Here is a 21002-nt window from a genome sequence, read left to right as displayed (position 1 = left end):
GCGCGCACTGCCACTTTCCACTGGACAAAAAAAGGCCCGCAGATGCGGGCCAGGCGCTATAAAAATCAGGCAACCAGTTTGGATCAGGAAAGATCAAACCAGCTGGATTTCAGCTCGCTGTACTTGTCCAGCGCGTGCAGGGACTTGTCGCGGCCATTGCCGGACTGCTTGAAACCACCGAACGGTACAGTGATGTCGCCACCGAAGTAGTTGTTCACCCATACAGAGCCGGCGCGTACTTTCTTCGCCATGCGGTGAGCACGACCGAAGTTGTTGGTCCAGATGCCTGCCGCCAGGCCATAGATGGAATCATTGGCGATCTGCACCGCTTCGTCTTCGCCATCGAACTCGATGACCGCGAGTACCGGGCCGAAGATTTCCTCCTGCGCGATGGTGTCGCTGTTTTTGACGTTGCGGATAATGGTGGGCTCATAGTAGTGGCCGCCATCTGCCACGGCACTGGTCTTGCCGCCACAAACCAGTTCGCCGCCCTCTTCCAGGCCCTTCGCCACATAGTGCTCGACCGTACGCAGCTGCGCCGCATCGATCAGTGCGCCCATGCGCGTTGCCGGGTCCTGCGGATGGCCCGGCTTGAACACTGCTGCCGCGGCCTTCACCTTCGCGATAAATTCATCAGCGATGGACTTCTCCACCAGCAGGCGCGAGCCGGCGGTGCAGGTTTCACCCTGGTTGTAGTAGATCGCCAGCGCCGCCGCCTCGGCAGCCTTGTCCAGGTCCGCGTCGGCAAACACGATGTTCGGGCTCTTGCCGCCCAGCTCCAGGAAGGTACGCTTCAGGTTGGACTGGCCGGAGTACTCGGTCAGGGTCTTGCCTACCTCGGTGGAGCCGGTAAACGTCAGGCAGTCCACATCCATGTGCAGCGCCAGCGCCGATCCCAGGCTGCCGCCCGGTCCCGGCAGGACATTCAGGACACCGTCAGGCAGACCCGCTTCCTTTGCGAGCCCGGCGAGGCGGATCGCGGTCAGCGGCGTGTTGGACGCCGGCTTCAGGATCACACTGTTGCCCGCGGCCAGGGATGGGCCCAGTTTCCACGCAGTGGTGGAAAGCGGGAAGTTCCAGGGCACGATGGCGACCACAACACCCAGCGCCATACGGGTTACGAGGCCCAGCTCGTGCTCCGCGGTCGGGGCGATTTCATCATAAACCTTGTCGATGGCCTCGCCGTTCCAGCGGATGGTATTGACCGCGCTCGGTACGTCCACATGCAGGGTATCGCTGATCGGCTTGCCGGCGTCGATACTCTCGAGCAGGGCAATCTCTTCCAGGTTCTGCTCGATCAGGTCGGCAAAACGCACCAGCACCTTCTTGCGCTCGGCCGGTGCCATTTCGGACCAGACGCCGGATTCGTAGGTGCGGCGTGCGACCTGCACCGCCAGCTCGGCGTCCTCGGGACCACAGCTGGCAATTTGCGCGATTTCCACACCGTCGGCCGGGTTAACCGTGGCGCGGGTAGCGCCGGACTTGGCATCCACATAGGCGCCGTCGATAAATGCACGGCCCTCGATCTTGAGTTCTGCAGCGCGCTGCTGCCAGTGGGCGAGAGAAGTCATATTGCCTCCACAAAAAACGTTCATCGGCCGGCAGACAACCCGCTAACCGAACAATAATTCGACTTTACCTAAAATGTGATCACATTTAAAGGGGGAATCCCTTGAAAGCGTCGTGAGCGACGGCAAGTCAAGGCAAATTTCGGCGAATAAGCGGAGTTTACCGGGAGTAAATGAGCATTAAGAGCCGAGATTTAACGACGGATTGCCTAGCGCAGCAGCTTTCAACAGGCTTCAAAGGTGCCGGTATCCAGATTCTTCCTTACCCCCGGCACCGCAAACACCCGGTTATGGAATGCGATATAGAAGCCGGGCGGCAGCAACTTGGCGGCCAGCAACGCCTCGGTCACGTTCTGGCGGGCATCAGAGTCGATAAAACCCATCGGCTTCATGGCGCCGGTAAACACTACCGCCACCCCGGGCTGGCCCAGCCTGGCATGGCAGTATTCGGCCGTTACGGACATGGTATCGGTGCCGTGCAAAACCACAATCGGCTGTGCGTCACCGCAGGCTGCAATGGCCTGGGCGATTTTGTCCCGATCGGCATCGTCCATCTCCAGTGAGTCCTTGTTGAGCACGCTCTCCAGCTCGAGTTCCGTGTAGGGCAGGCGCAGACTCTGGATGATGCCCTCACGAATGGTGGAGGCGCGGTTCATCAGGGTGCCATCGGACTCGCAGTAGCTTTTTTCGATGGTGCCACCAGTGGTCAGGATGCGGATGGTCTGGGTGCTGTTGTCTGGGTTCATGGTGTCATACAAAAATTCTGGTTCAGGTTGTAGGTATAGGCTGCCCACCCGCCCCGGTCACAGGTAATGGCGGCGCGACCTGTAATTGGTATCAACGGGCCTCGGCTTCAACCCCGAGCCAGTCTTCCAGGCTCAGCGCCAGTCGATCCCCCGGGTGCAGGGGCCCGACGCCGGCGGGGGTTCCGGTGAGAACCAGATCCCCGGGCAAGAGGGTGAAATGGCTACTGACATAGCTCACCAGTTCCATCAGGGGGGTCAGCATCTGGCTGGAATTGCCCTGCTGGCGCACCTCGCCGTTCAGCTGCATGGCAAACGACAGGTTGTTCCAGTCCGGCAACCAGTCCAGCGCCACAAACGGCGATACCGGGCAGGAGCCGTCAAAGGCCTTGGCTTTTTCCCACGGGTGGCCGTTCTTTTTCAGTTCGGCCTGCAGGTCACGAAGGGTCAGGTCCAGCGCCAGCCCCAGGCCCGCGATCGCCGGCGCCACCTCAGTCACCGCGGCGTTGGTCAGCGGCGCACCGATCAGCAGCGACAGCTCGGTCTCGAAATGGCAGGACCCGCGCCCGCGCGGCAGGTGAAAACCGCCTTCCATCGGCACCATGGCGGTGGCCGGCTTGATAAACAGCAACGGCTCCGCCGGCACCGGGTTGTCCAGCTCGCGGGCGTGCTCGGCGTAGTTGCGTCCCACACATACGGCCTTGCCCGGTGCCCAGGGCACATCGGCGCCGTTACTGTAATGAAATCTGCTCACTTTGAATTCCCTTTATGCCAACCTGACAGATCAGTCAGAGCTATATCCGGAATAACCCCGGCCACTCAAACTATTGCGCTGCCAGGCAGCTTTGTTGTGGTAACATATCGCGCCTCGCCGGGACGGCCCATGAATAAGCCGCCACCCAGCACCGAGTGTTTCCATTTTCCCGAGGTCGATCACCAAATGGCGCCACAAATTTCACTGGAAAAAGGCAAGATCCGCATCCTGTTGCTCGAAGGGGTGCACCAGTCCGCACTGGAACTGTTGCAGGCACAGGGTTATGCGAACGTGGAGTACCTGAAAACTTCCCTGCCGGAAGACCAGCTCATCGAGAAAATAGCCGATGCGCATTTTATCGGTATTCGCTCCCGTACCCAATTGACCCGCAAGGTGCTGGAAAACGCGCCCAAGCTGATCGGCATTGGCTGCTTCTGCATCGGCACGAACCAGGTGGACCTGGAAGCGGCCACCGAGTTCGGTATCAGCGTCTTCAACGCGCCCTACTCCAATACCCGCAGTGTGGCAGAACTGGTCATCGCGGAGACCATCCTGCTGCTGCGCGGCATCCCGGAAAAGAATGCCATCAGCCATCGCGGTGGCTGGCTCAAGTCCGCGTCGGGCTCATATGAGGCGCGCGGCAAGACCCTGGGCATCGTGGGATACGGCGCGATCGGCTCACAGGTTTCCGTACTGGCGGAAAGCCTCGGTATGCGGGTCATTTTCTATGATGTGATCACCAAGTTGCCACTCGGCAATGCCACCCAGATCCGCGCGCTGGAGGACCTGCTGGCACAGGCGGATGTGGTTTCCCTGCACGTGCCGGAACTGGAATCTACCCGGGATATGATGGGGCGGGAGCAGATCGCGCGGATGAAGAAGGGTGCGATCCTGCTGAATGCATCGCGTGGCACCGTGGTTGATATCGAGGCCCTGGCGGACGCCCTGAACAGCGGCCACCTCGCCGGCACCGCAATTGACGTATTCCCGGTAGAGCCACGCGGCAATCAGGAGGAGTTCGTTTCCCCGCTGCGCGGCATCGACAAGGCTATCCTGACCCCGCATATCGGTGGATCCACTGTTGAGGCTCAGGAAAACATCGGCATGGAAGTGGCCGAGAAGCTGGCCAAGTACTCTGATAACGGCACCACCACAAGTTCCGTGAACTTCCCGGAAGTGGCGCTACCGACACACGAGGGCTGCCACCGCCTGCTGCACATCCATCGCAACGTGCCGGGTGTACTGAGCGCGATCAACGCCGTATTCTCCGAGAACAACATCAATATCTCGGCGCAGTACCTGCAGACCAACAACAAGATCGGTTATGTGGTAATTGACGTCGACGCCGACTACTCGGACGTGGCACTGGAAAAGCTCAAGAACATCGACGGCACCCTGCGCTGCCGCGTCCTGTTCTAGACCCGCCTCCAGCGCAACTCACCGAAAAGGCCCCCAGCGGGCCTTTTTTCGTTTAACCCGGACGGCGTCTATGAAAAGGGCCTGCCGGGAATTGCAGTTACTTGTTCTCGTTCATGTTCCGCAGCATCTTATGGGTCAGATAGCCCATCATCACCAGCATGAAAACGATGATGCCCACGGTGAGCAATCCCGGAAAACTGGTGAATAAATCTTTCAAAGCTTGCATAATCGCGCTCCCGCTAATCTGACTGGAATTGTCCTGCCGAATCCGGCCGCAGGACCTGCGCTAGATCAATTCCACGCGCGTCAGACGGGAAACTCACCAGACCAGGGCCAAACCACCCAATCAGACCACCCGGTATTAATATGCAACAGGAATCCTCCCCCCAGGGCCTCGCGGCCGGCGTCGCCGCCTACACCATCTGGGGGCTGGCTCCGCTGTATTTTTACCTGCTGAAAGGTATCTCCGCGCCGGAAATCCTCGCCCACCGGGTGATCTGGTCCGCTTTGCTGGCGATCATCCTGGTGCTCGCGCTGAAAAAAGCCCCCACCATGATCGCCACCCTACGCAAGCACAGCACCATGGGCTGGCTGGCGGTTTCCACGGTATTGATCACCGTCAACTGGCTGATCTTCATCTGGGCCGTAACCAGTAACAAGATCCTGGACGCGAGCCTCGGCTACTACATCAACCCGCTGTTCAATGTGGTGCTGGGCGTGCTGGTGCTGGGGGAACGGATGCGGCCGCTGCAGTGGCTGGCGGTCATCATTGCAGCCTGCGGCGTTGCCTATGAGATTATCGGCTTCGGCCGGGTACCGCTGGTTGCCCTGGCCCTTGCCGGCACTTTCGGCCTCTACGGCCTGATCCGCAAGCAGGCGCCGGTGGACAGCCTCACCGGCCTCGCAATCGAGACCCTGATGCTGGTGCCACTGGCACTGGGATTCCTGTTTTTCTCCACCTCGCCAACCAGTAACCTGGCGGAGAACAGCGCCAGCACCAATGCCCTTCTGATGGCCGCCGGCCCCATTACCCTGGTGCCCCTGCTGCTGTTTACCGTGGCGGCGCGCCGCCTGAAACTGTCCACGCTCGGCCAGCTGCAGTACATCGGTCCCACCCTGATGTTTATGCTGGCGCTGTTTTACTTCGATTCCGACTTCGAGCCGCGCAAGCTGGTGACCTTTGGCCTGGTATGGACCGGGATTGCGCTCTTTACCGCCGAAAGCATCTGGCGCCAGCGACGACTGAGAAAGCCAGCCTCCTAGTGCTGGCGAAAGTAGCGCGGACACAAAAAAACGGGGCATGGCCCCGTTTTTTTGTGCTGTACGCTGGCGCGATTAACGCTCAGGACGCTGCGGCTTTTCCGGACGCTCTGGTTTTTCCGGTTTTTCCGGGCGCTCCATTTTTTCAGGCTTCGCAGGACGTTCCATTTTCTCCGCCTTGGCAACGCGTGCCATTTTTTCCGGCTTGCCCTGGCTCAACTTCTCGCTGACCTTCTCCGGGCGATTGGAACGCAGGTCGCTCATTACATGGCCAAGATTCAGGCCCAGATCCTTGGCAATCTGACCCCAGCCCATGCCTTCTTCCTGACGCATAAACAGAATCTTATTCAGAGCATCGTTGTAGCTGACAGTTGCCTCAGTGCCGGTTTCAGATTCGCTTTCAGCCGCCGCCAGCTCATCTGCCATCTGCCCCGCCAGCTGCTCCGCCAGTGCCATGGTGATAAAGACATTGCCGTAGCCCATGCCCTGCTCGCCACCTTCGCCCTCGACGGTGTCGACTTCTGCAGTGGTATCTGTCTCGGCTTCCGCTTCAGAGCCGTCAGTTTCGGCTTCGTAACGAATGCTGCCATCGCGCAGACCATTGACGACATTGGCAGCTTCTTCTTCGCTACCGACAAAATCGGCGAACTGACCGGCAATGCGATCAACCTGGACACCGGTTTCTTCAACTTCAGTTTCGACATCGACATCATCGGTTTGGGCCAGCGCATAGCCGGAACCCATCAGGCCAGCCAGCACCGCGGCGAGCATGCTTTTCTTAAACGGGAATTGCATTTTTTTCTCCTGTTTTTATAAAAATCAGTTAGCGCCAGGGCGGTAGCTGAACTGGACACCAAAACCATTGTCCGGGCCGCCATCGGCAAGACCTACATAGCCGTACAGCATGCCCGTCAGGCGCGGGGTGATCTTGTGGCTAACATAGCTGAAAATTTCGTTGGTCGGGTCGCTTTCCGCGGTAGTGGCCTGCTGGTAGTCCAGCGAGGCGCCGAAACTGGTATTGCCCGACAGCTGATATGCGCTACCGACAGAGGTGTACCACACATCGTTCAGCTCGGTTTCCGGCATATCACCCTTGAACTTGCGCGCCACGGTGACGAACGGCATCCACTTGCCCATCGGCGCAAAAGCTTCCATCTGCAGGCTGTAGTCCACCTCGCCGGTACCGAGACCCTTGGCCTCATCCCCGGTGGGCATTTTCAGCTTGGCCGACAGGTCCACGTAAATACTGTTGGCAGCCAGTGGTTCCAGGCTGTAGGTAGAGGTCAGCCAGATATCACCCAGGCCGCTCTCGCTGCTGCGTTCGACGGTTTCCTCTACCCCCTGGTTACCACCGTTACCGTTTCCGTTGCCGCGACCAACAACAAAACCACCGTCGCCACCGGCCACCACACTGCCATCACCCTCGATGCTGATCCACGGCACAGAAGCCTTGAATGACCACTTGTCAGACGGCGACCAGGTCATTGAGAACGGCAGCGCAGTGATTTCCGTCTCGCTGGTGGAGCCATATTCACCACTGCTGACGTCCGCGCCGACAGTGTATTTCCACTCATCCGCCTGAGCGTTGGTTGCGGCTGCCGCCAGCAGCAGCGCAAAAATTGATCGATTCATTATTAGTCTTCCAGAGATACAGCTTCTGTTATTTGAGCCGTCTAGAGTAGCGGAATAAAGATGACCGGCAAGGACCCAGTGCACACAACAATTGAGACGCACATCCTTTCCCAGGTATCAAATATTTAGTCGTTCAACCAGCGATCCATGGCATCCAGAATTTCCTGGCGATAGGGCTGGGTCTCATTGATCATTTGGTGACGGGCCCCCTCAATAATCACGCGTTTGCTGTTGGGGAAGCGATCGGCGATGGCATGCATGTTGTAGCGCCAGTCCACGGTACCATCGCCCGTCCCCTGCACCACCAGCAGCGGCGCCCAGTTACGCGGCAAATCCGGGAACACCTGCAACCAGTCCACCATAGCCCCCAGCCAGCGCATGGAAATCACCGGCGATTGCAGCGGGTCCCTGTGCGCCTGGCGCCGCGCGAATTCGGCATCGTGGGTATTGATATTGAAGCCGCGGCTGGGCTGCGGAATCAGGAAGCGGCCCAGATGGTAGATCCACTTGCGCCAGTGCCAACCCGCCGGCCGCACCAGCGGCGCGAGCAACATGATCTTGTCGAACGGCTGCCAGTCACCGAACTGCAGGAAGTTGAGAATGGTGGCACCGCCGGTACTCTGCCCCAGCGCATGCCACGGGCCCGGCAGCCTGCCTTCGGCAATGCGTAACAGGACCTCAAAGCACTGCCGGTACTGCAGGAAAGTATCGATCGCTACCGGTTCGCCGGAAGAGATACCGTGCCCGGGCATATCGAAAATTACGACATTCAGGCCGCGCTCCAGCCCGAAACGCACCGCCGCACCATAAATACCCGTGTGGTCAAAGTAACCGTGGCAAACGAACAGAGTGCCGCGGGCATCCTGCGCGAGCCAGTACTGCGCCACCAGGTCGAAGCCGGCGGCAGTAAAAGTACCGACCCCGGTGGCGGCAGCCTGGGGGAAGTTCAGGTGATAAAAACTGCGGTAATCCACCAGCTCCGGCAGTATGCGTCGATCGTTCTCGAAATCCAGCTGTGGCAGCGCCTCCCGCAGGGCGGAGTAATCCGGCCGCCGGATCAGGGGGCTGGGATGGAAGCTGATAGAGGGGGCCTGGCTGAATTCCATAAAGCCAGTCTACTGCATGCAGATGACAGAAATAAAATTGGCGCGCAGGTACCGGGCAAACGCACGCGCGCCAGAAATGAAAAAGCCCTCCGCGGGGAGGGCTTTAAGTCTGGTTCAGGCGTGGCCGATCAGCTGATCTTCGGGTCCAGCTCGCCGGACTCGTAACGCTGGAACATGGTTTCCAGGCTGACCGGCTTGATCTTGCTGGCATTGCCCGCAGTGCCGAAGGCCTCGTAGCGCGCAACCACGATTTCCTTCATAGCCTTGGTGGTTTCCGCCAGAAACTTGCGCGGATCAAACTCGGCCTTGTTGTGAGCAAGGAAACGACGCACCGCACCGGTCGAGGCCAGACGCAGGTCGGTGTCGATATTGACCTTGCGCACGCCATGCTTGATGCCCTCGCAGATCTGCTCAACCGGCACACCGTAGGTTTCCGGGATCTCACCGCCAAACTCGTTGATCACCTTCAGCCACTCCTGCGGCACGGAAGAAGAACCGTGCATCACCAGGTGGGTGTTCGGGATACGCGCGTTGATTTCCTTGATGCGATCGATCGCCAGGATATCGCCTGTCGGCGGGCGGGTGAACTTGTAGGCGCCGTGGCTGGTACCGCAGGCGATTGCCAGCGCATCCACCCTGGTCTTGGCAACAAAGTCCGCCGCTTCTTCCGGATCGGTCAGCAGCTGGTCGTGGCTCAGGGTACCTTCCGCACCCACGCCGTCTTCCTCGCCGGCCTGGCCGGTTTCCAGAGAGCCGAGGCAGCCCAGCTCACCTTCCACGGAGACACCACATGCATGTGCCATGGCCACCGCTTCCTGGGTCACGCGCACATTGTACTCGTACGACGCCGGGGTCTTGCCGTCCGCCTCGAGGGAACCATCCATCATCACTGAGCTGAAACCCAGCTGGATAGAACGCTGGCACACCGCCGGGCTGGTGCCGTGATCCTGGTGCATCACTACCGGGATGTGCGGAAATTCCTCGATCGCAGCAAGGATCAGGTGACGCAGGAAAGGCGCGCCCGCGTATTTGCGTGCGCCCGCAGATGCCTGCACGATCACCGGGGAGTCCGTTGCATCCGCAGCCTCCATAATGGCGCGCATCTGCTCGAGGTTGTTCACATTGAAAGCCGGCACGCCGTAACCATGCTCTGCGGCGTGGTCCAGCATCTGGCGCATGCTAATCAGTGCCATTCAAAATTCCTTATGTTCTCGTTGGGTGTCAGGTCTGCGGTTGGCCGCAGTTATCATTCTTATTATTTTTACTCGCCACGCGATTCAAGCATCGCTACGGCTGGCAAAGTCTTGCCCTCTACGTATTCCAGGAAGGCACCACCGCCTGTGGAAATGTAGGAGACTTTATCTGCGATTGCATACTTGTCTACCGCCGCCAGGGTGTCGCCGCCGCCAGCAATGGAGAAACCTTCACTGTTGGCGATGGCCATGGACAGCGCTTTGGTGCCCTCGCCAAACTGGTCGAATTCGAATACGCCCACCGGGCCATTCCAGATGATGGTTTTGGCCTCTTCCAGCACCTTGGCCAGCGCCTTGGCGGAGTCCGGACCTATGTCGAAGATCATGTCATCGTCAGCAACGTCGTCTGCAGACTTCAGTTCCGCAGCGGTGCTTTCGGAGAATTCTTTGCCGGTTACCACATCGGTGGGCACCGGGATATCACACTTGGCCATCAGCGCCTTGGCATTAGTAATGAGGTCTTGCTCGTACAGGGACTTGCCCACCGGCTTGCCGCTGGCAGCAAGGAAAGTGTTGGCGATACCACCACCGACGATCAGCTGGTCCACCTTATCAGACAGGGTTTCCAGCACGGTCAGCTTGGTGGACACCTTGGAGCCGCCGACAATCGCCACCATCGGCCGCGCCGGATTGGCCAGTGCCTTTTCCAGCGCATCCAGCTCACCGGCCAGCAGCGGGCCGGCGCAGGCAACCGGGGCAAACTTCGCCACACCGTGGGTAGAGGCCTGGGCGCGGTGCGCGGTGCCGAAGGCATCCATCACGAATACGTCGCACAGGCTTGCGTAGGCCTTGGCGAGGGCTTCGTCGTCTTTCTTCTCGCCCTTGTTAAAACGCACATTCTCCAGCAGTGCCAGCTCGCCATCAGCAAGCTCGACGCCGTCCTGCCATTCACGGATTACCGGTACATCGCGCTCCAGCAGCTTGCCCAGGTGCGCCGCTACCGGCGCCATGGAAAACTCCTCGGCGAATTCGCCTTCAGTGGGGCGGCCCAGGTGAGACATGACGATGACCCTGGCGCCGGCATCCAGTGCCTTGCGGATAGTGGGCAGTGCCGCACGAATGCGCGCGTCTGAAGTTACCGCGCCGTCCTTTACCGGCACATTCAGGTCTTCACGAATCAGGACACGCTTGCCCGCGAGATCCAGGTCCGCCATCAATTTCACTGCCATGTCTTTCCCCTTTGCAACATCTTTGCAGCAGCGCACTGCCTACAAACCGGACCACCAGAATGTGGACCACCAGAATGTGGACCACCATTCAATGGCGCGGGATTATATCAGGGCAAATTCGTGTAGCGGCGTTACATGCAGGGTGATAACGCTGTCATTTTGAAGGCAGAAAATTTTTTTAATAAAAACAGGCACTTCCGCTTGACGGACATCGGCCCAGTCAATATAGTGCGCCCTCGATTGACGGGCTGCACTACCAGGGCAGCAACACAAACCGACAATCGCCTGCTGGTGCGGGGTGGAGCAGCCTGGTAGCTCGTCGGGCTCATAACCCGAAGGTCGTCGGTTCAAATCCGGCCCCCGCTACCAATTTTCCTTCTGAAGAAATTTCCTATTCGCCCGGTCGGGCTCAGCTCTTATACGCCACAGGCGTTCGAAGGTCGCAAATCCGGCCCCCGCTACCAATTTTCCTTCTGAAGAAATTTCCTATTCGCCCGGTCGGGCTCAACTCTTATGCCGCCACAGGCGTTCGAAGGTCATAAATCCGGCCCCCGCTACCAACTTTCCCTCTTCATATATCCCCGTTTAGACGAAAAGCGTTATCGGCGAAGCTCTGGCAAGACGAATTCAACGCAACCAGGTCTGTCGAAGTATCACACTGTGCTAGACCAGCCCACTACCCGCAGAAATCCGTGCAGGAGGATTACTACGGGCTTTATCAAGTAAAGACAATCGTCAGGGCCGAGAAATTCTCAGGCTTTCGGTTGATATGGCTGGATATCCTGCGGGAATTTAAAATGGGCACCCCAAAAAATGATGAACATACGCCCGCCCAACAAAAGAAGTGCGGGTCAAAAAATCGCCTGAAGAGAACGATACTCTCCTTGCCAGTAATCAGGCCGGAATTTACTGGGTAGTATTTTCCACCCCGCTACCATCCAATGATACCGGCGGCGCTTGCTCCCAGGGGTACCCATCCACGGCCATCTGATAACCGAAATCCAAAAGCTTTTTCATGTAAACAGGGTCGAAGCTCTCAGCCGGTTCCTCAGAAAATTCCTTCGGAATGTACGCCAGATTGAAGTCGTTCCCGTCGCGTTTGCACAGCGCATAGATCTGGTATAAATCACCAAGCCCCTGTGTCCGGATAAGCGACTCAATTGTGCGCGATGCGATGGGAACAATATTACGCCTTACCTCCTGGTATTCCGGGTCAAGGAACGAGTTTCGTATGACATAGACCTGGGGCGTACCCTGCACCTTTAGTTGCTCTGTGACCGCGCGCCAGTCGGCGTCTGCCGGATACACAAACACCTGTGACCCGGTGCCACCATCCACATGCAATTCATCATAGCGCTGCCCCGCGGCTTCCACAGGGATGACGACAGGCGGAAAGGCGACAGGTATCGAAGCAGATGCCCGCAGCACCTGATGGATCAATGCCATCTTATGCGGATAATCGCTGACCGCTATTTCACCGATATTCCAGACAACAGAGCGACCCGCATCAAGGTTTACCGTGCCGATAAAAAGACGCCGACCTTTTTGATGCTCGCGCGCAATCGCCTCAATCTTTGCTTTATCGATATATTTTTCGATTAATGTCTGCAGCGGTTCTGTATCTGCTACCGAGTCCCCGAATATGGCAGACAGCAAATTACGCTGCCTGGCAATATCTTCGGTATTGATAGTCGTATATACCTCCCGCATCTCTTCATCATAATCAGAACCGAGAAAAGCAAACGGCGCCGTCAATGCGCCAGTGCTGACACCGGTAACCATGGTGAACTCCGGGCGATTGCCTGCTGCAGTCCACCCAATCAGTACCCCGACGCCAAAAGCACCGTTTGCGCCACCGCCGGAAATCGCAAGATAGTTATGCGGCCGGTTATAGATTCCTGAAAAACTCTCATCGAGCTGATTTACCGTGAACTTCTCGAATTTTTCTCTCGCAAATGTCGGCCACTTCTTACCCCAGAACCTTGCCTCCGACACCCCGGGAATTTCCGCTGCAAAGGCATATTTGGGAGGTAATGGCTGCCGCTCAGGGGCATTAGCGCAAGACACCACAAACAACAATAAGGAAACCAGGGCCAACCGCCACATTGTTTTTACATACGGAGATAACATATTAAGGCTCTTCCCTGATCGTTTTCGTCAATAAAGCAGCAAATTAACTGTGAGGGCCCTTGCGATCAGTTGCAACTGCCAGCGATGGTTTCGAACATCCTTTACCCAAAAAACGGCGACATCATCAAGTTAATTAATATCTGGCGACCTCAAAATCTTACTCCGCTCTTTGCGTCTAACGCTATGCTATTCCATACAGCATGATGGTCTACCATCATTTTATATATGTGAGCGTAAATCGGAGTTGCCTCGAAAACCATGAAAGAGGAATCGAACAAAAACAAACACCCTGTCGAGCAAGAAAAAGAACCCAAAGATACACAGTTTAACCAGAGCTCCCGGCGCGACTTTCTAAAAAAGGGCGCCATGGGTCTTGCCGGCCTCGCGGGAACAGCTGCACTGGGTATGCCATCCGGCGAAGCACGTGCCCAGACACCTCGCTCTGAAAAAAAACGTGTCGCCATTCTTTTCGACTCCTGGAACCATATGATGCCGGCGCTTGCCCGTGAAATGGTGCGCCGCAATCACGACCTCGTCCTCGGTGACGCGCGGGATGAAAAGCTGGTCAAGGAATTACGCAGTCTCGGTGCAAAAGTAGAAGTTGTCCCGGATACCGAGGACCAAACCAAACCCGATACCTTCCAGAAGCTAGTGGAACATGCCAAAGACGCTTTTGGTGGTTTCGATTCCGCCTGTATCCGCACCGGCATCCACGTGAATGGCAGTGTCCTGACCGCCGAGGGAAAGGACCTCGATACTGTTTACGACGGAAACATCAGGACCGTATTCAACGCACTGCGAGCCGTGGTCCCGCCGCTGGTTGCACAAAAATCCGGACAGGTGGTGATTAACACTAGCGCCGGCGCCATGCGACCTCAGCCTGAAGTCGCACTTTATTGCGCCACACGCGCGGCAGCCAATGCGCTCATTCGCGCTACCGGACTGGAAGCTGCGCCGCACGGTGTCACTGTAAATGGTACCGGCACCTACGGCATGGCCTATCCCAGTTTCCTGCATATGGTTGGCGCGGACAAAGACCCGGCCAAACGCAAGGAGCAGGAGGACCTGTTGCCAATACGCCGGCTTATAGAGCCGGAGGACGCGGCAAGTTTCGTCGCCACACTGATCGATGGCTCTGCCACCGGGATGACCGCCCAATTCTTCCCGATCGATGGCGGCTGGAGCTTTATGTAGTCGCTGTCGCCAAATCAAAAATTCAGAAACCCTAAAACGTCGGCCGGAAAACCGACAAACAGACGAGCCACACTGGCACAAGAGGTACGCTGTGAAACGCAGAGATTTCGTGAAGCTAATCCCCACAGTCGCTCTTGCCTCGGCCACCGGGTGCGGCAAGCAGGATGCAGCGGTACCCGCAAGCACAACCACTGCGCCACCCACGCCAGACACCCAATCATCGACCGATAAGCGTAAAGGTTTCAGCATTTCCAACCGGTCTTTCAAGGATCCCGGTGCTAACGATGTAGTTCACTGTGACCAGTTCGGCATCGACCCCGAGGGCAAGCCCATCGCTGACAATCTGACCGGCACCGGTTCAGATGCGGGCCTGAAACAGCACGATCCCGACAAGCCCCACAAGATGACCCTGACCCAGGAGGAGCAGGACATCCTCAATGGCAGCAAGGGCGAAACCATGGCCAAGGTTCTGAAGACAATCGTCAAGCATGGCGAACTCTTCGGTGCCGAGCGGCTTGTAGATTGTAACGGCGCACCGCACTCATCTCTCTACACCGGCGGGCCCTGGGTCGAGCCGGTGCTGGAGATGTTTGAGGAAATTGCGGATGCCGGCCTCAAGGCGCATGCGCCCTACACCGTCAACCCGATGCCACTGGATCTCTACACCGTGGGGCAGGACCCGGTAAAGAGAAACATGATGCTGGACAGCTACCCGATGCAGGGGCGTCTCATCCAGGTCCACACTCGCCTGGGTGCGAGGCCGCTGGATGTTTGGAGCTGCGCCTGCTATCTGCCGGAAGTCGGCAATATTCCCGAAACCGGCTCGGTGGTGTCGTGGGCCGAGTCCTCGGCAGTGAATTACGGCAATTCGGTACTGGGGCTGCGTATCAACCGCATGGCAACCGGTATGGAAGTCCTGTGCGCGATTGCCGGCAAGGTTCCTGCCTTTGGGGTGCTGGTCGACGAAGGCCGCAAAGCCAAGTGGCATATAGATGTCAGGCTGTCCAAGGAACCCCATTGGGGTGCTCTCGGCGGTGCGGTCGGCACCAAGGTTGTCGAACAAATCCCTTATGTCACCGGCATCGATCAGTGGATCGGCATGAAGGACGGCGCGCCTGACCTGGTCTCAATGGGCAAACTGAAAGCGTTTGGCTCTTCCACGGCTTCCAGCGGTGCGGTCGGCCTGTATCACGTGGAAAATATCACCCCCGAAGCAAAAGCCCAGGGCCGCGATCTCCTCACTGATGATTACCAGACCTATGTCATTGACGACGCAGAACTGGAGCGGGTCATGGGCACTTTCCAGAACCTGTGGAAAGACCCGGAGGGCGATCCGACCGCCGTGTACCTCGGCTGCCCGCACAATACCTATGAAGAGATCCTCTATTGGAGCAAGAAGCTCGACGGGGCCCTCAAAGAGGCGGGGCAGGACAAGGTTGCAATTCCGGTGATCATGGCCTGCCCCATCGTGGTCAGGAATAAACTGCTGGACCAGCACCCGATCCTGCTGCGGGACGTACTCCGCGCCGGCATACATTTTACTACCATCTGCACCCCTGCTTACCAGGGGCTCAAGGGCATGGCGGATATTGACCGCGGCGTGACCAATTCAAACAAAGCCCGCTTCTATTCGAGACTGCGACTTTTCGGTGATGACGATCTCCTGCAGATTGCCATGACCGGAAAATTACCCGCTTGAAGCCGGCCTCGTATGAGCGCTGCAAAAAATACTGGAAGTAAACGCTAGAGAGCACGAAGAGCATGGCAAAAAAGACATTCAAGGGCCGGGTGGTATTACCGGGCAAGGTCACAGGCAAAGCGACAGTATCCAAGCAGGCGTTCAATACCAGCGGCTCCTACACGGAGAACATGTTCGCGGGCCGCACCGATGCCGCACCCTGTACCGACGCCAGCAACAAAGAACTGTTCGGCAAGGACCTGGCGGGCGCGATCCTGTGCACGCCGACGACAGTTGGTTCGACCATGGGCGGCATGTGCCTGATGGGGATGAAGGCGATTGGGGTCGGCCCTGAGGCCCTGTTGTTTTCCAAACCCATCGATACCCTCGCCGCGGCCGGCGTACTCATGGCAGACATCTGGAAGGAACAGCGCATCGTAACCATCGATATGCTCGGCGACGAGTTTCTCGAAGTGGTCAAGATGGGCGACCCGATTTCCGTCCAAGAAGATGGCACGGTTGAAGTCGGTTGATGCACGGGCCGAGCGGCTGCGTTCAAATTGCCACCCTACAGCCATTGCCTGACAGCCACAATTGCCAGGAGGGTGCGCCTGTGACCTCATCGGCCGCGCATGTTCTTTGCAGGTTTGTGCTTGCCGCTGTACTGCTGGCCAGCTTCGCGCAACACTGCCAGGCCCAGCGCCGCGACAATAATCCGATCGAAGCCGGAAACGTACTGGACGACATCGCACCCACGCCCGGTGCCTTGATCCCTTTCGGTATCCCGCAATCCTGGTTCGATGCCAAAGACGACATCTACGAAAAGCACGGGCTGAGATTCGGGTTCAGTTACCAGATACTCGGCCAACGCGCTTCTGAGGTACTGCCGGACGCTACCTATGACACCGCACTCGGCGATTGGTGGGGCTTCCTCGGCAAATGGACCCTGCTGAACAGAGGCTCTGACAGCGAGGGCACCCTTGTCTTCAGCATGTTTGAACGGGGGCCCGTCGGCAGTAATGCCGCCCCCGCCACTTTCGGGCAGGCCCAAGTCGGCAGCCTCACTGGAAACGTTGAGTTCACCACCTGGGACTTCGCCATTGAGAACCTCTACTGGGAGCAACACCTGAGCCCGGGGGACGACAAAGTGATGCTGCGGGTTGGCAACCAGGTGGTAACCACATTGCTGAATCCGATGCGTTTCAAGGATTCCCGGGTATCGTTTACCACCGGCCCCTGGGCTTTTCACGAAAGCGTCCCCTATCCAACTTTTGGTTTCGGCGCGGGGTTCAAGTGGTGGCCAGACAAAGAAAAGGGATCCGGCCTGTATATCGCCGGATCCCTCAATGACCTGAATGGTGACCCGAACCTGCAAGGGTTCGACTGGGGCACCGTTGATCGCGGAGAATTCTTCTACGGGCTCGAGGTAGGTTACGACTGGGAACGAGCCAAAGATGACTATGACCATGTGCACCTGCTGCTGTTCTATGCGGACGAGCGCAGCACCCGCTCACCGGACATCCTGCCTAACAAGGCCGGCGGTGGCGTCAGGCTCTATGGCGCAAAGCAGTGGAACCGCTGGGTGGGTTTCGGAGGTTATACCTACAACACTGCGGAGGGCGGCGGTGTTAGCGGAACGGTCGCCAAACACACGCTAGCTGCCGGGGCGGCCTATCTGGATCCGTTTGACATACAGGGCGAGGCCGCTTTCAGCTTTCTCTATATGAAACCCATTGAAAGTATCTTTGAAGAGCCTGTACGCGACCAACATGGTCTGGAGTTGTACTGGAGAATACGCTTCACCAACAACATCTGGGTAACGCCAGGTGTACACCTGATTTTACAGCCGGCGTTGAACCAGGATGAGAATTCCATGGTGATTCCGCAGCTAAAACTGCGGGTCGCTATATAGCTGGTTCCGCTCGCCACTTTCCACAGCAAGGCGATAAAAAGTAGCTAGTTAAAACCGGTGATCCGGCAGGGGCCAGCCCATTAAGGCGTGTACCAAATCGGCGAAGTGTAGGCGCGCTCCTGCTGAACCAGCACGGCGTCATCGGGAAGGTCGATATTGCCGTAATGTGCCTTGTCGTATGCCAACCATGACGGCGTCGGTATCTCCAGAACACGCACGTAGTAATAGGCCCGCTGCTTCGGGTCGAATTCCGGATCCACCCAATGCGCGGCAATGGCGGCGGCACCAATAGTGTTGGTGTAGTCTGCCCCACTCACGGTGCTCCCCACGGGCGGCAACTTGCCATCCGCATCCAGCTGTCGTTCACCTGACCCGGCTATATCAAACACCCGGGTTTGCGGCTTGCCGCCGGCATCCACCCAGCCCTTGATGACCTGTATACGATCAAGGTTGGCGCCATCCGGATCACGCAATGCCCGCACCATAAAGCGAGGCGCGACTCCATCCGGGCCCTTCAACAGATCGCCCCCCATAGGCACACCCCGCGCGTAACCCTCCGCAGCGAAGTCCGGCCGATGGATTTCGTCCTCTTTGAAGTCCCAGCCGGCGAACACCCTTACGGTCATCCGCGGTCCCGTTGTCGCATAGACTTCCTTGCGTTTGAAGGCGTCCCAGATTGCCTCGCGGGTATTTTCCCGCGCCCAAGCAGCAGCCAGACCAGAGGCCAGGGATTCATAGTGCCTGACGGCGATCTCCTCGCCCAGGTAATCGGGCTGGATGATATTTTCCTCGTAACGCTCCTTACCGCCACCGGGCTCCCCGAGCGTCGCCTTGCCGAAGAAATTGTCTTCGCGAGCGGTCGCCAGCGAGGTATGGCTGTCTGTAGACCCGATCATGCCAAACTTGAATGGATTGACGCCGATCTCCGCCTCATATTTCAGGCCGCGAGCAAGCGCCGTTCGCGCATACTCTCGCGGCAGCATGTCCGGCGTCTTGAGCTCCGTACCGAAGTTACCTCGATCCCACGTGTAGTAGTCCGCAAACTCGTCATTTGGTGAAAGTGCTGGATGTGTTTCCCCATCACCCTTGATCTGGGTGACCTCGTAAAGCGGTTCCCAACGCATCCGGCGCTCGGCATAGGCAGCATCAATCGGCTTGCCGTTCTCCCGAACATCATTGAACATCAGCCCGTTGGAAAGGTTACCGTTGTGGGGAAAGGCCATGATTTTCCCACCCGTCCGCGTCTCGTAGCCTTTCATCCAGCTCCACAGGTCCTCGGGGTCGGAACTATCGTAATTTGAGAACGGCACCATATCCTTCACCCTGTCCGCACCGTCGCGAAACATGACAACCCGGTGCAGGTTGTTGGCATCCCTGGCCGAGGTCCACTCGAAGCCATGCAGGGTCGTGAATACCCCGGGCTCGTTGTACCTTTCAGCACTCTCGACGATGCGGTTCCAGAAGGTGCGTGTAAGATCGTCATCATCGAGCGGGTCAATGTTTTCTTGCATGGATTCGCCCCACTTGACGAACGCGGCGAGCGAATCTCCCTTGCGAACGAGGTCATGGATCTCCCGGCCCCATGGGCTCGCAAGCAGCTGCGGGTTGGACTCGGCAATCATCGGTGCGAGCCCAAGGTTCTCGGCATGGTCGGCCACCACAAGAAAGTCCAGTGGCCGCACCAGCTGCGCAAATTCACCGAGGGAGGCGCGGACTTTTTGCCCGCGGGCAAAGCGGAAAGCCTCCTCTGGACCGAGCACATTACCGATCATGCCTGCGTCTGTGGAATAAGACGTATGCAGGTGCGTATCGCCCCAGTACACCCGATTGGGGTAAGACTTGCCGACAAACGGCGAGTAATGCTTGTTTCCGAGCTTTACGTCGTCACGATCAATCGCGACTTCGCCTGCGTGGCCCTGCCCGAGTACTGAGCCAATACATAACAGGGACAGAAATATGGAGAGAAATAGCGTGATGAAAGCCCGAATAAGCATTACCAGAGTCCTGCCGTGGATTTCTGTCATGAGATAAAGAGAAGCTACGTGAAAAGCGGCCAGCGACGGTTTTCACTGCCCCCCGGAATTGTAGCAACCGCACTCACGTCCACAGGACCGAGCCTTTCCCTAAAGGACCGTTCGGGCACACACCAAATGCCCTGGTCTAGCCCGCGATGTTCTCTCGATACGTTTTCGGAGCGACACCCTCCCAGCGCTTGAATGCCCTACGAAAATTCGCCACATCGGAATAGCCGAGCATGTAGGCAATTTCCTGTACCGACATCTCCCGCGCCTGCAGGTAACGCAACGCCAGCATATGCCGCGTTTCCTCCTGCAACTCCTTGAACGAGGTGCCCTCACTGAGCAGGCGGCGGTGCATAGTGCGCGGGGTCAGGTTCAGGTTACTGGCTGTCGTTTCCAGCGAAGGGAAATTACCGACACTGTTGAGCAGCATGCGCCGGATACGGTCACTGAGCTTACTGCTGCCATGCTTTTCATCGAGCTCGCGAAGGCAGAGCCTGGTCGCTTCGGCAAAACCACTGGCGTTGGCCATTTTCAGGGGGCGATCAATATCGCTCAGAGGCAGGGCAAATCCTGTCCAGGAGGCATTGAAGCGGACTTCGCTTTTCAGGAAACTCTGTATCCGCTGCGCGTTCCGGGGCGCATCTATCGCAAAAGTGGCATAGCGGACGGGGCAATCGCCCATGGCAATAAAATCATAGATATTCTTGACCGCCAGAACGATGGTCTCCAGCACCCACAGGCGGGCCTCCCCCAGATCTCCCACCTCATGTATTACCACCCGGAATTCAGCACCCGCAATTTCATGCGTTAACGTGAACAGATTTGTGCGCAACAGCAGGAACTGTTCGATCAGCTCCGTAACCTGGCGCAGGCTGGCACTGTTCATCGCCGCATAGCCGAGCATGCCGTGGCTGTTCACCAGCAGGCGTTGCCCGACCTGCAGGCCAAATGACGCGGGATCTGTCAGCGCCTTGCCTTCGACCACCACCCTCCGGAGGTCGCGCAAAGGCAACTCTACCGGTTGCTCTCCGTCCTCCGGCAGTGCAATACCCAGAGCATCGAGCCAGCCAGAACTGTCCACACCATAGTCGCCCACCACGTTGGCAACTTCGCGCAGGTACAGGGCCGGAAGGGAGATCAATTTTTCAGTCATGCCTCCTTTG

The 21002-nt window shown here is 57.9% G+C and carries 18 protein-coding genes and 1 tRNA gene; 7 read left to right on the top strand and 12 right to left on the bottom strand.

The annotated features are described in order from the left end of the window. Positions 1-83: 83 nt before the first annotated feature. From QSJ80_RS10615 to QSJ80_RS10605, 3 genes are all read right to left on the bottom strand, one after another. Positions 84-1571: an aldehyde dehydrogenase gene (locus QSJ80_RS10615; RefSeq protein WP_285764427.1), complete on the bottom strand. Its 1488-nt coding sequence runs from the start codon at positions 1569-1571 to the stop codon at positions 84-86. Positions 1572-1792: 221 nt separating this feature from the next. After that, a complete protein-coding gene (locus QSJ80_RS10610) occupies positions 1793-2314 on the bottom strand; it encodes an asparaginase domain-containing protein (protein ID WP_285764426.1) in 522 nt (173 codons plus the stop codon). Between the two features lie 91 nt (positions 2315-2405). Next, positions 2406-3065, bottom strand: coding sequence for a fumarylacetoacetate hydrolase family protein (locus tag QSJ80_RS10605; protein WP_285764425.1), 660 nt, complete (start codon positions 3063-3065; stop codon positions 2406-2408). Between the two features lie 186 nt (positions 3066-3251). On the opposite strand from QSJ80_RS10605, the gene serA reads away from it, so the two are divergent. After that, positions 3252-4484, top strand: a complete 1233-nt coding sequence (gene serA, locus QSJ80_RS10600) for a phosphoglycerate dehydrogenase (RefSeq protein ID WP_285764670.1) — start codon at positions 3252-3254, stop codon at positions 4482-4484. 97 nt (positions 4485-4581) lie between these two features. On the opposite strand, the gene QSJ80_RS10595 is transcribed toward serA, so the two are convergent. Continuing rightward, the gene (locus tag QSJ80_RS10595) at positions 4582-4710 is read right to left on the bottom strand and encodes a DUF3149 domain-containing protein (protein WP_285764424.1); all 129 of its coding nucleotides are present in this window, start codon (positions 4708-4710) and stop codon (positions 4582-4584) included. 140 nt (positions 4711-4850) lie between these two features. On the opposite strand from QSJ80_RS10595, the gene rarD reads away from it, so the two are divergent. Continuing rightward, positions 4851-5747, top strand: a complete 897-nt coding sequence (gene rarD / locus QSJ80_RS10590; RefSeq protein ID WP_285764423.1) for an EamA family transporter RarD — start codon at positions 4851-4853, stop codon at positions 5745-5747. Between the two features lie 72 nt (positions 5748-5819). Here the strand turns inward: rarD and QSJ80_RS10585 are convergent, their stop codons facing one another. From QSJ80_RS10585 to QSJ80_RS10565, 5 genes are all read right to left on the bottom strand, one after another. Further along, a complete protein-coding gene (locus QSJ80_RS10585; protein ID WP_285764422.1) occupies positions 5820-6539 on the bottom strand; it encodes a hypothetical protein in 720 nt (239 codons plus the stop codon). Between the two features lie 24 nt (positions 6540-6563). Continuing rightward, positions 6564-7376: a hypothetical protein gene (locus tag QSJ80_RS10580; protein ID WP_285764421.1), complete on the bottom strand. Its 813-nt coding sequence runs from the start codon at positions 7374-7376 to the stop codon at positions 6564-6566. Positions 7377-7501: 125 nt separating this feature from the next. Next, complete coding sequence (locus QSJ80_RS10575) at positions 7502-8482, bottom strand: alpha/beta hydrolase (RefSeq protein WP_285764420.1); 981 nt, start codon at positions 8480-8482, stop codon at positions 7502-7504. A 128-nt stretch (positions 8483-8610) separates the two neighbouring features. Continuing rightward, complete coding sequence (fba, locus tag QSJ80_RS10570; RefSeq protein ID WP_285764419.1) at positions 8611-9675, bottom strand: class II fructose-bisphosphate aldolase; 1065 nt, start codon at positions 9673-9675, stop codon at positions 8611-8613. Positions 9676-9743: 68 nt separating this feature from the next. Next, a complete protein-coding gene (locus tag QSJ80_RS10565) occupies positions 9744-10904 on the bottom strand; it encodes a phosphoglycerate kinase (protein WP_285764418.1) in 1161 nt (386 codons plus the stop codon). 292 nt (positions 10905-11196) lie between these two features. On the opposite strand from QSJ80_RS10565, the gene QSJ80_RS10560 reads away from it, so the two are divergent. Next, positions 11197-11273: transfer RNA gene (locus QSJ80_RS10560), tRNA-Met, on the top strand. Positions 11274-11810: 537 nt separating this feature from the next. Here QSJ80_RS10560 and QSJ80_RS10555 read toward each other — a convergent pair. After that, on the bottom strand, positions 11811-13034 hold the full coding sequence (locus tag QSJ80_RS10555) for a patatin-like phospholipase family protein (protein WP_285764417.1): 1224 nt from the start codon (positions 13032-13034) through the stop codon (positions 11811-11813). Between the two features lie 258 nt (positions 13035-13292). Between QSJ80_RS10555 and QSJ80_RS10550 the strand changes: the two genes are divergently transcribed. From QSJ80_RS10550 to QSJ80_RS10535, 4 genes are all read left to right on the top strand, one after another. Next, a complete protein-coding gene (locus QSJ80_RS10550; protein ID WP_285764416.1) occupies positions 13293-14228 on the top strand; it encodes an SDR family NAD(P)-dependent oxidoreductase in 936 nt (311 codons plus the stop codon). Between the two features lie 91 nt (positions 14229-14319). Next, on the top strand, positions 14320-15927 hold the full coding sequence (locus QSJ80_RS10545) for an aconitase X (protein ID WP_285764415.1): 1608 nt from the start codon (positions 14320-14322) through the stop codon (positions 15925-15927). A 62-nt stretch (positions 15928-15989) separates the two neighbouring features. After that, positions 15990-16439 (top strand): aconitase X swivel domain-containing protein, encoded by a 450-nt coding sequence (locus QSJ80_RS10540; RefSeq protein ID WP_285764414.1) that lies wholly within the window; start codon positions 15990-15992, stop codon positions 16437-16439. Between the two features lie 80 nt (positions 16440-16519). Beyond that, the gene (locus QSJ80_RS10535; RefSeq protein ID WP_285764413.1) at positions 16520-17818 is read left to right on the top strand and encodes a carbohydrate porin; all 1299 of its coding nucleotides are present in this window, start codon (positions 16520-16522) and stop codon (positions 17816-17818) included. 80 nt (positions 17819-17898) lie between these two features. Here QSJ80_RS10535 and QSJ80_RS10530 read toward each other — a convergent pair whose 3' ends face one another. Both QSJ80_RS10530 and QSJ80_RS10525 read right to left on the bottom strand, forming a co-directional pair. Further along, positions 17899-19812: a DUF3604 domain-containing protein gene (locus QSJ80_RS10530; RefSeq protein ID WP_285764412.1), complete on the bottom strand. Its 1914-nt coding sequence runs from the start codon at positions 19810-19812 to the stop codon at positions 17899-17901. Between the two features lie 166 nt (positions 19813-19978). Continuing rightward, positions 19979-20992, bottom strand: a complete 1014-nt coding sequence (locus QSJ80_RS10525; RefSeq protein ID WP_285764411.1) for an AraC family transcriptional regulator — start codon at positions 20990-20992, stop codon at positions 19979-19981. Positions 20993-21002: the final 10 nt, after the last annotated feature.

Origin of the sequence: Biformimicrobium ophioploci, from assembly GCF_030270605.1 — a bacterium.
Lineage (GTDB): Bacteria > Pseudomonadota > Gammaproteobacteria > Pseudomonadales > Cellvibrionaceae > Biformimicrobium > Biformimicrobium ophioploci.
The sequence above is the reverse complement of the archived record's forward strand: the minus strand, read 5'-3'. Positions and strand labels throughout refer to the sequence as shown.

What these genes read in the sequence shown, in the direction of transcription:
- QSJ80_RS10585 (WP_285764422.1), bottom strand. Translation starts at nt 6,539, where the DNA reads ATGCAATTCCCGTTTAAGAAAAGCATGCTCGCCGCGGTGCTGGCTGGC.
- QSJ80_RS10610 (WP_285764426.1), bottom strand. Translation starts at nt 2,314, where the DNA reads ATGAACCCAGACAACAGCACCCAGACCATCCGCATCCTGACCACTGGT.
- QSJ80_RS10540 (WP_285764414.1), top strand. Translation starts at nt 15,990, where the DNA reads ATGGCAAAAAAGACATTCAAGGGCCGGGTGGTATTACCGGGCAAGGTC.
- QSJ80_RS10575 (WP_285764420.1), bottom strand. Translation starts at nt 8,482, where the DNA reads ATGGAATTCAGCCAGGCCCCCTCTATCAGCTTCCATCCCAGCCCCCTG.
- QSJ80_RS10530 (WP_285764412.1), bottom strand. Translation starts at nt 19,812, where the DNA reads ATGCTTATTCGGGCTTTCATCACGCTATTTCTCTCCATATTTCTGTCC.
- QSJ80_RS10525 (WP_285764411.1), bottom strand. Translation starts at nt 20,992, where the DNA reads ATGACTGAAAAATTGATCTCCCTTCCGGCCCTGTACCTGCGCGAAGTT.
- fba (WP_285764419.1), bottom strand. Translation starts at nt 9,675, where the DNA reads ATGGCACTGATTAGCATGCGCCAGATGCTGGACCACGCCGCAGAGCAT.
- QSJ80_RS10595 (WP_285764424.1), bottom strand. Translation starts at nt 4,710, where the DNA reads ATGCAAGCTTTGAAAGATTTATTCACCAGTTTTCCGGGATTGCTCACC.
- QSJ80_RS10550 (WP_285764416.1), top strand. Translation starts at nt 13,293, where the DNA reads ATGAAAGAGGAATCGAACAAAAACAAACACCCTGTCGAGCAAGAAAAA.
- serA (WP_285764670.1), top strand. Translation starts at nt 3,252, where the DNA reads ATGGCGCCACAAATTTCACTGGAAAAAGGCAAGATCCGCATCCTGTTG.
- QSJ80_RS10555 (WP_285764417.1), bottom strand. Translation starts at nt 13,034, where the DNA reads ATGTTATCTCCGTATGTAAAAACAATGTGGCGGTTGGCCCTGGTTTCC.
- QSJ80_RS10615 (WP_285764427.1), bottom strand. Translation starts at nt 1,571, where the DNA reads ATGACTTCTCTCGCCCACTGGCAGCAGCGCGCTGCAGAACTCAAGATC.
- rarD (WP_285764423.1), top strand. Translation starts at nt 4,851, where the DNA reads ATGCAACAGGAATCCTCCCCCCAGGGCCTCGCGGCCGGCGTCGCCGCC.
- QSJ80_RS10580 (WP_285764421.1), bottom strand. Translation starts at nt 7,376, where the DNA reads ATGAATCGATCAATTTTTGCGCTGCTGCTGGCGGCAGCCGCAACCAAC.
- QSJ80_RS10565 (WP_285764418.1), bottom strand. Translation starts at nt 10,904, where the DNA reads ATGGCAGTGAAATTGATGGCGGACCTGGATCTCGCGGGCAAGCGTGTC.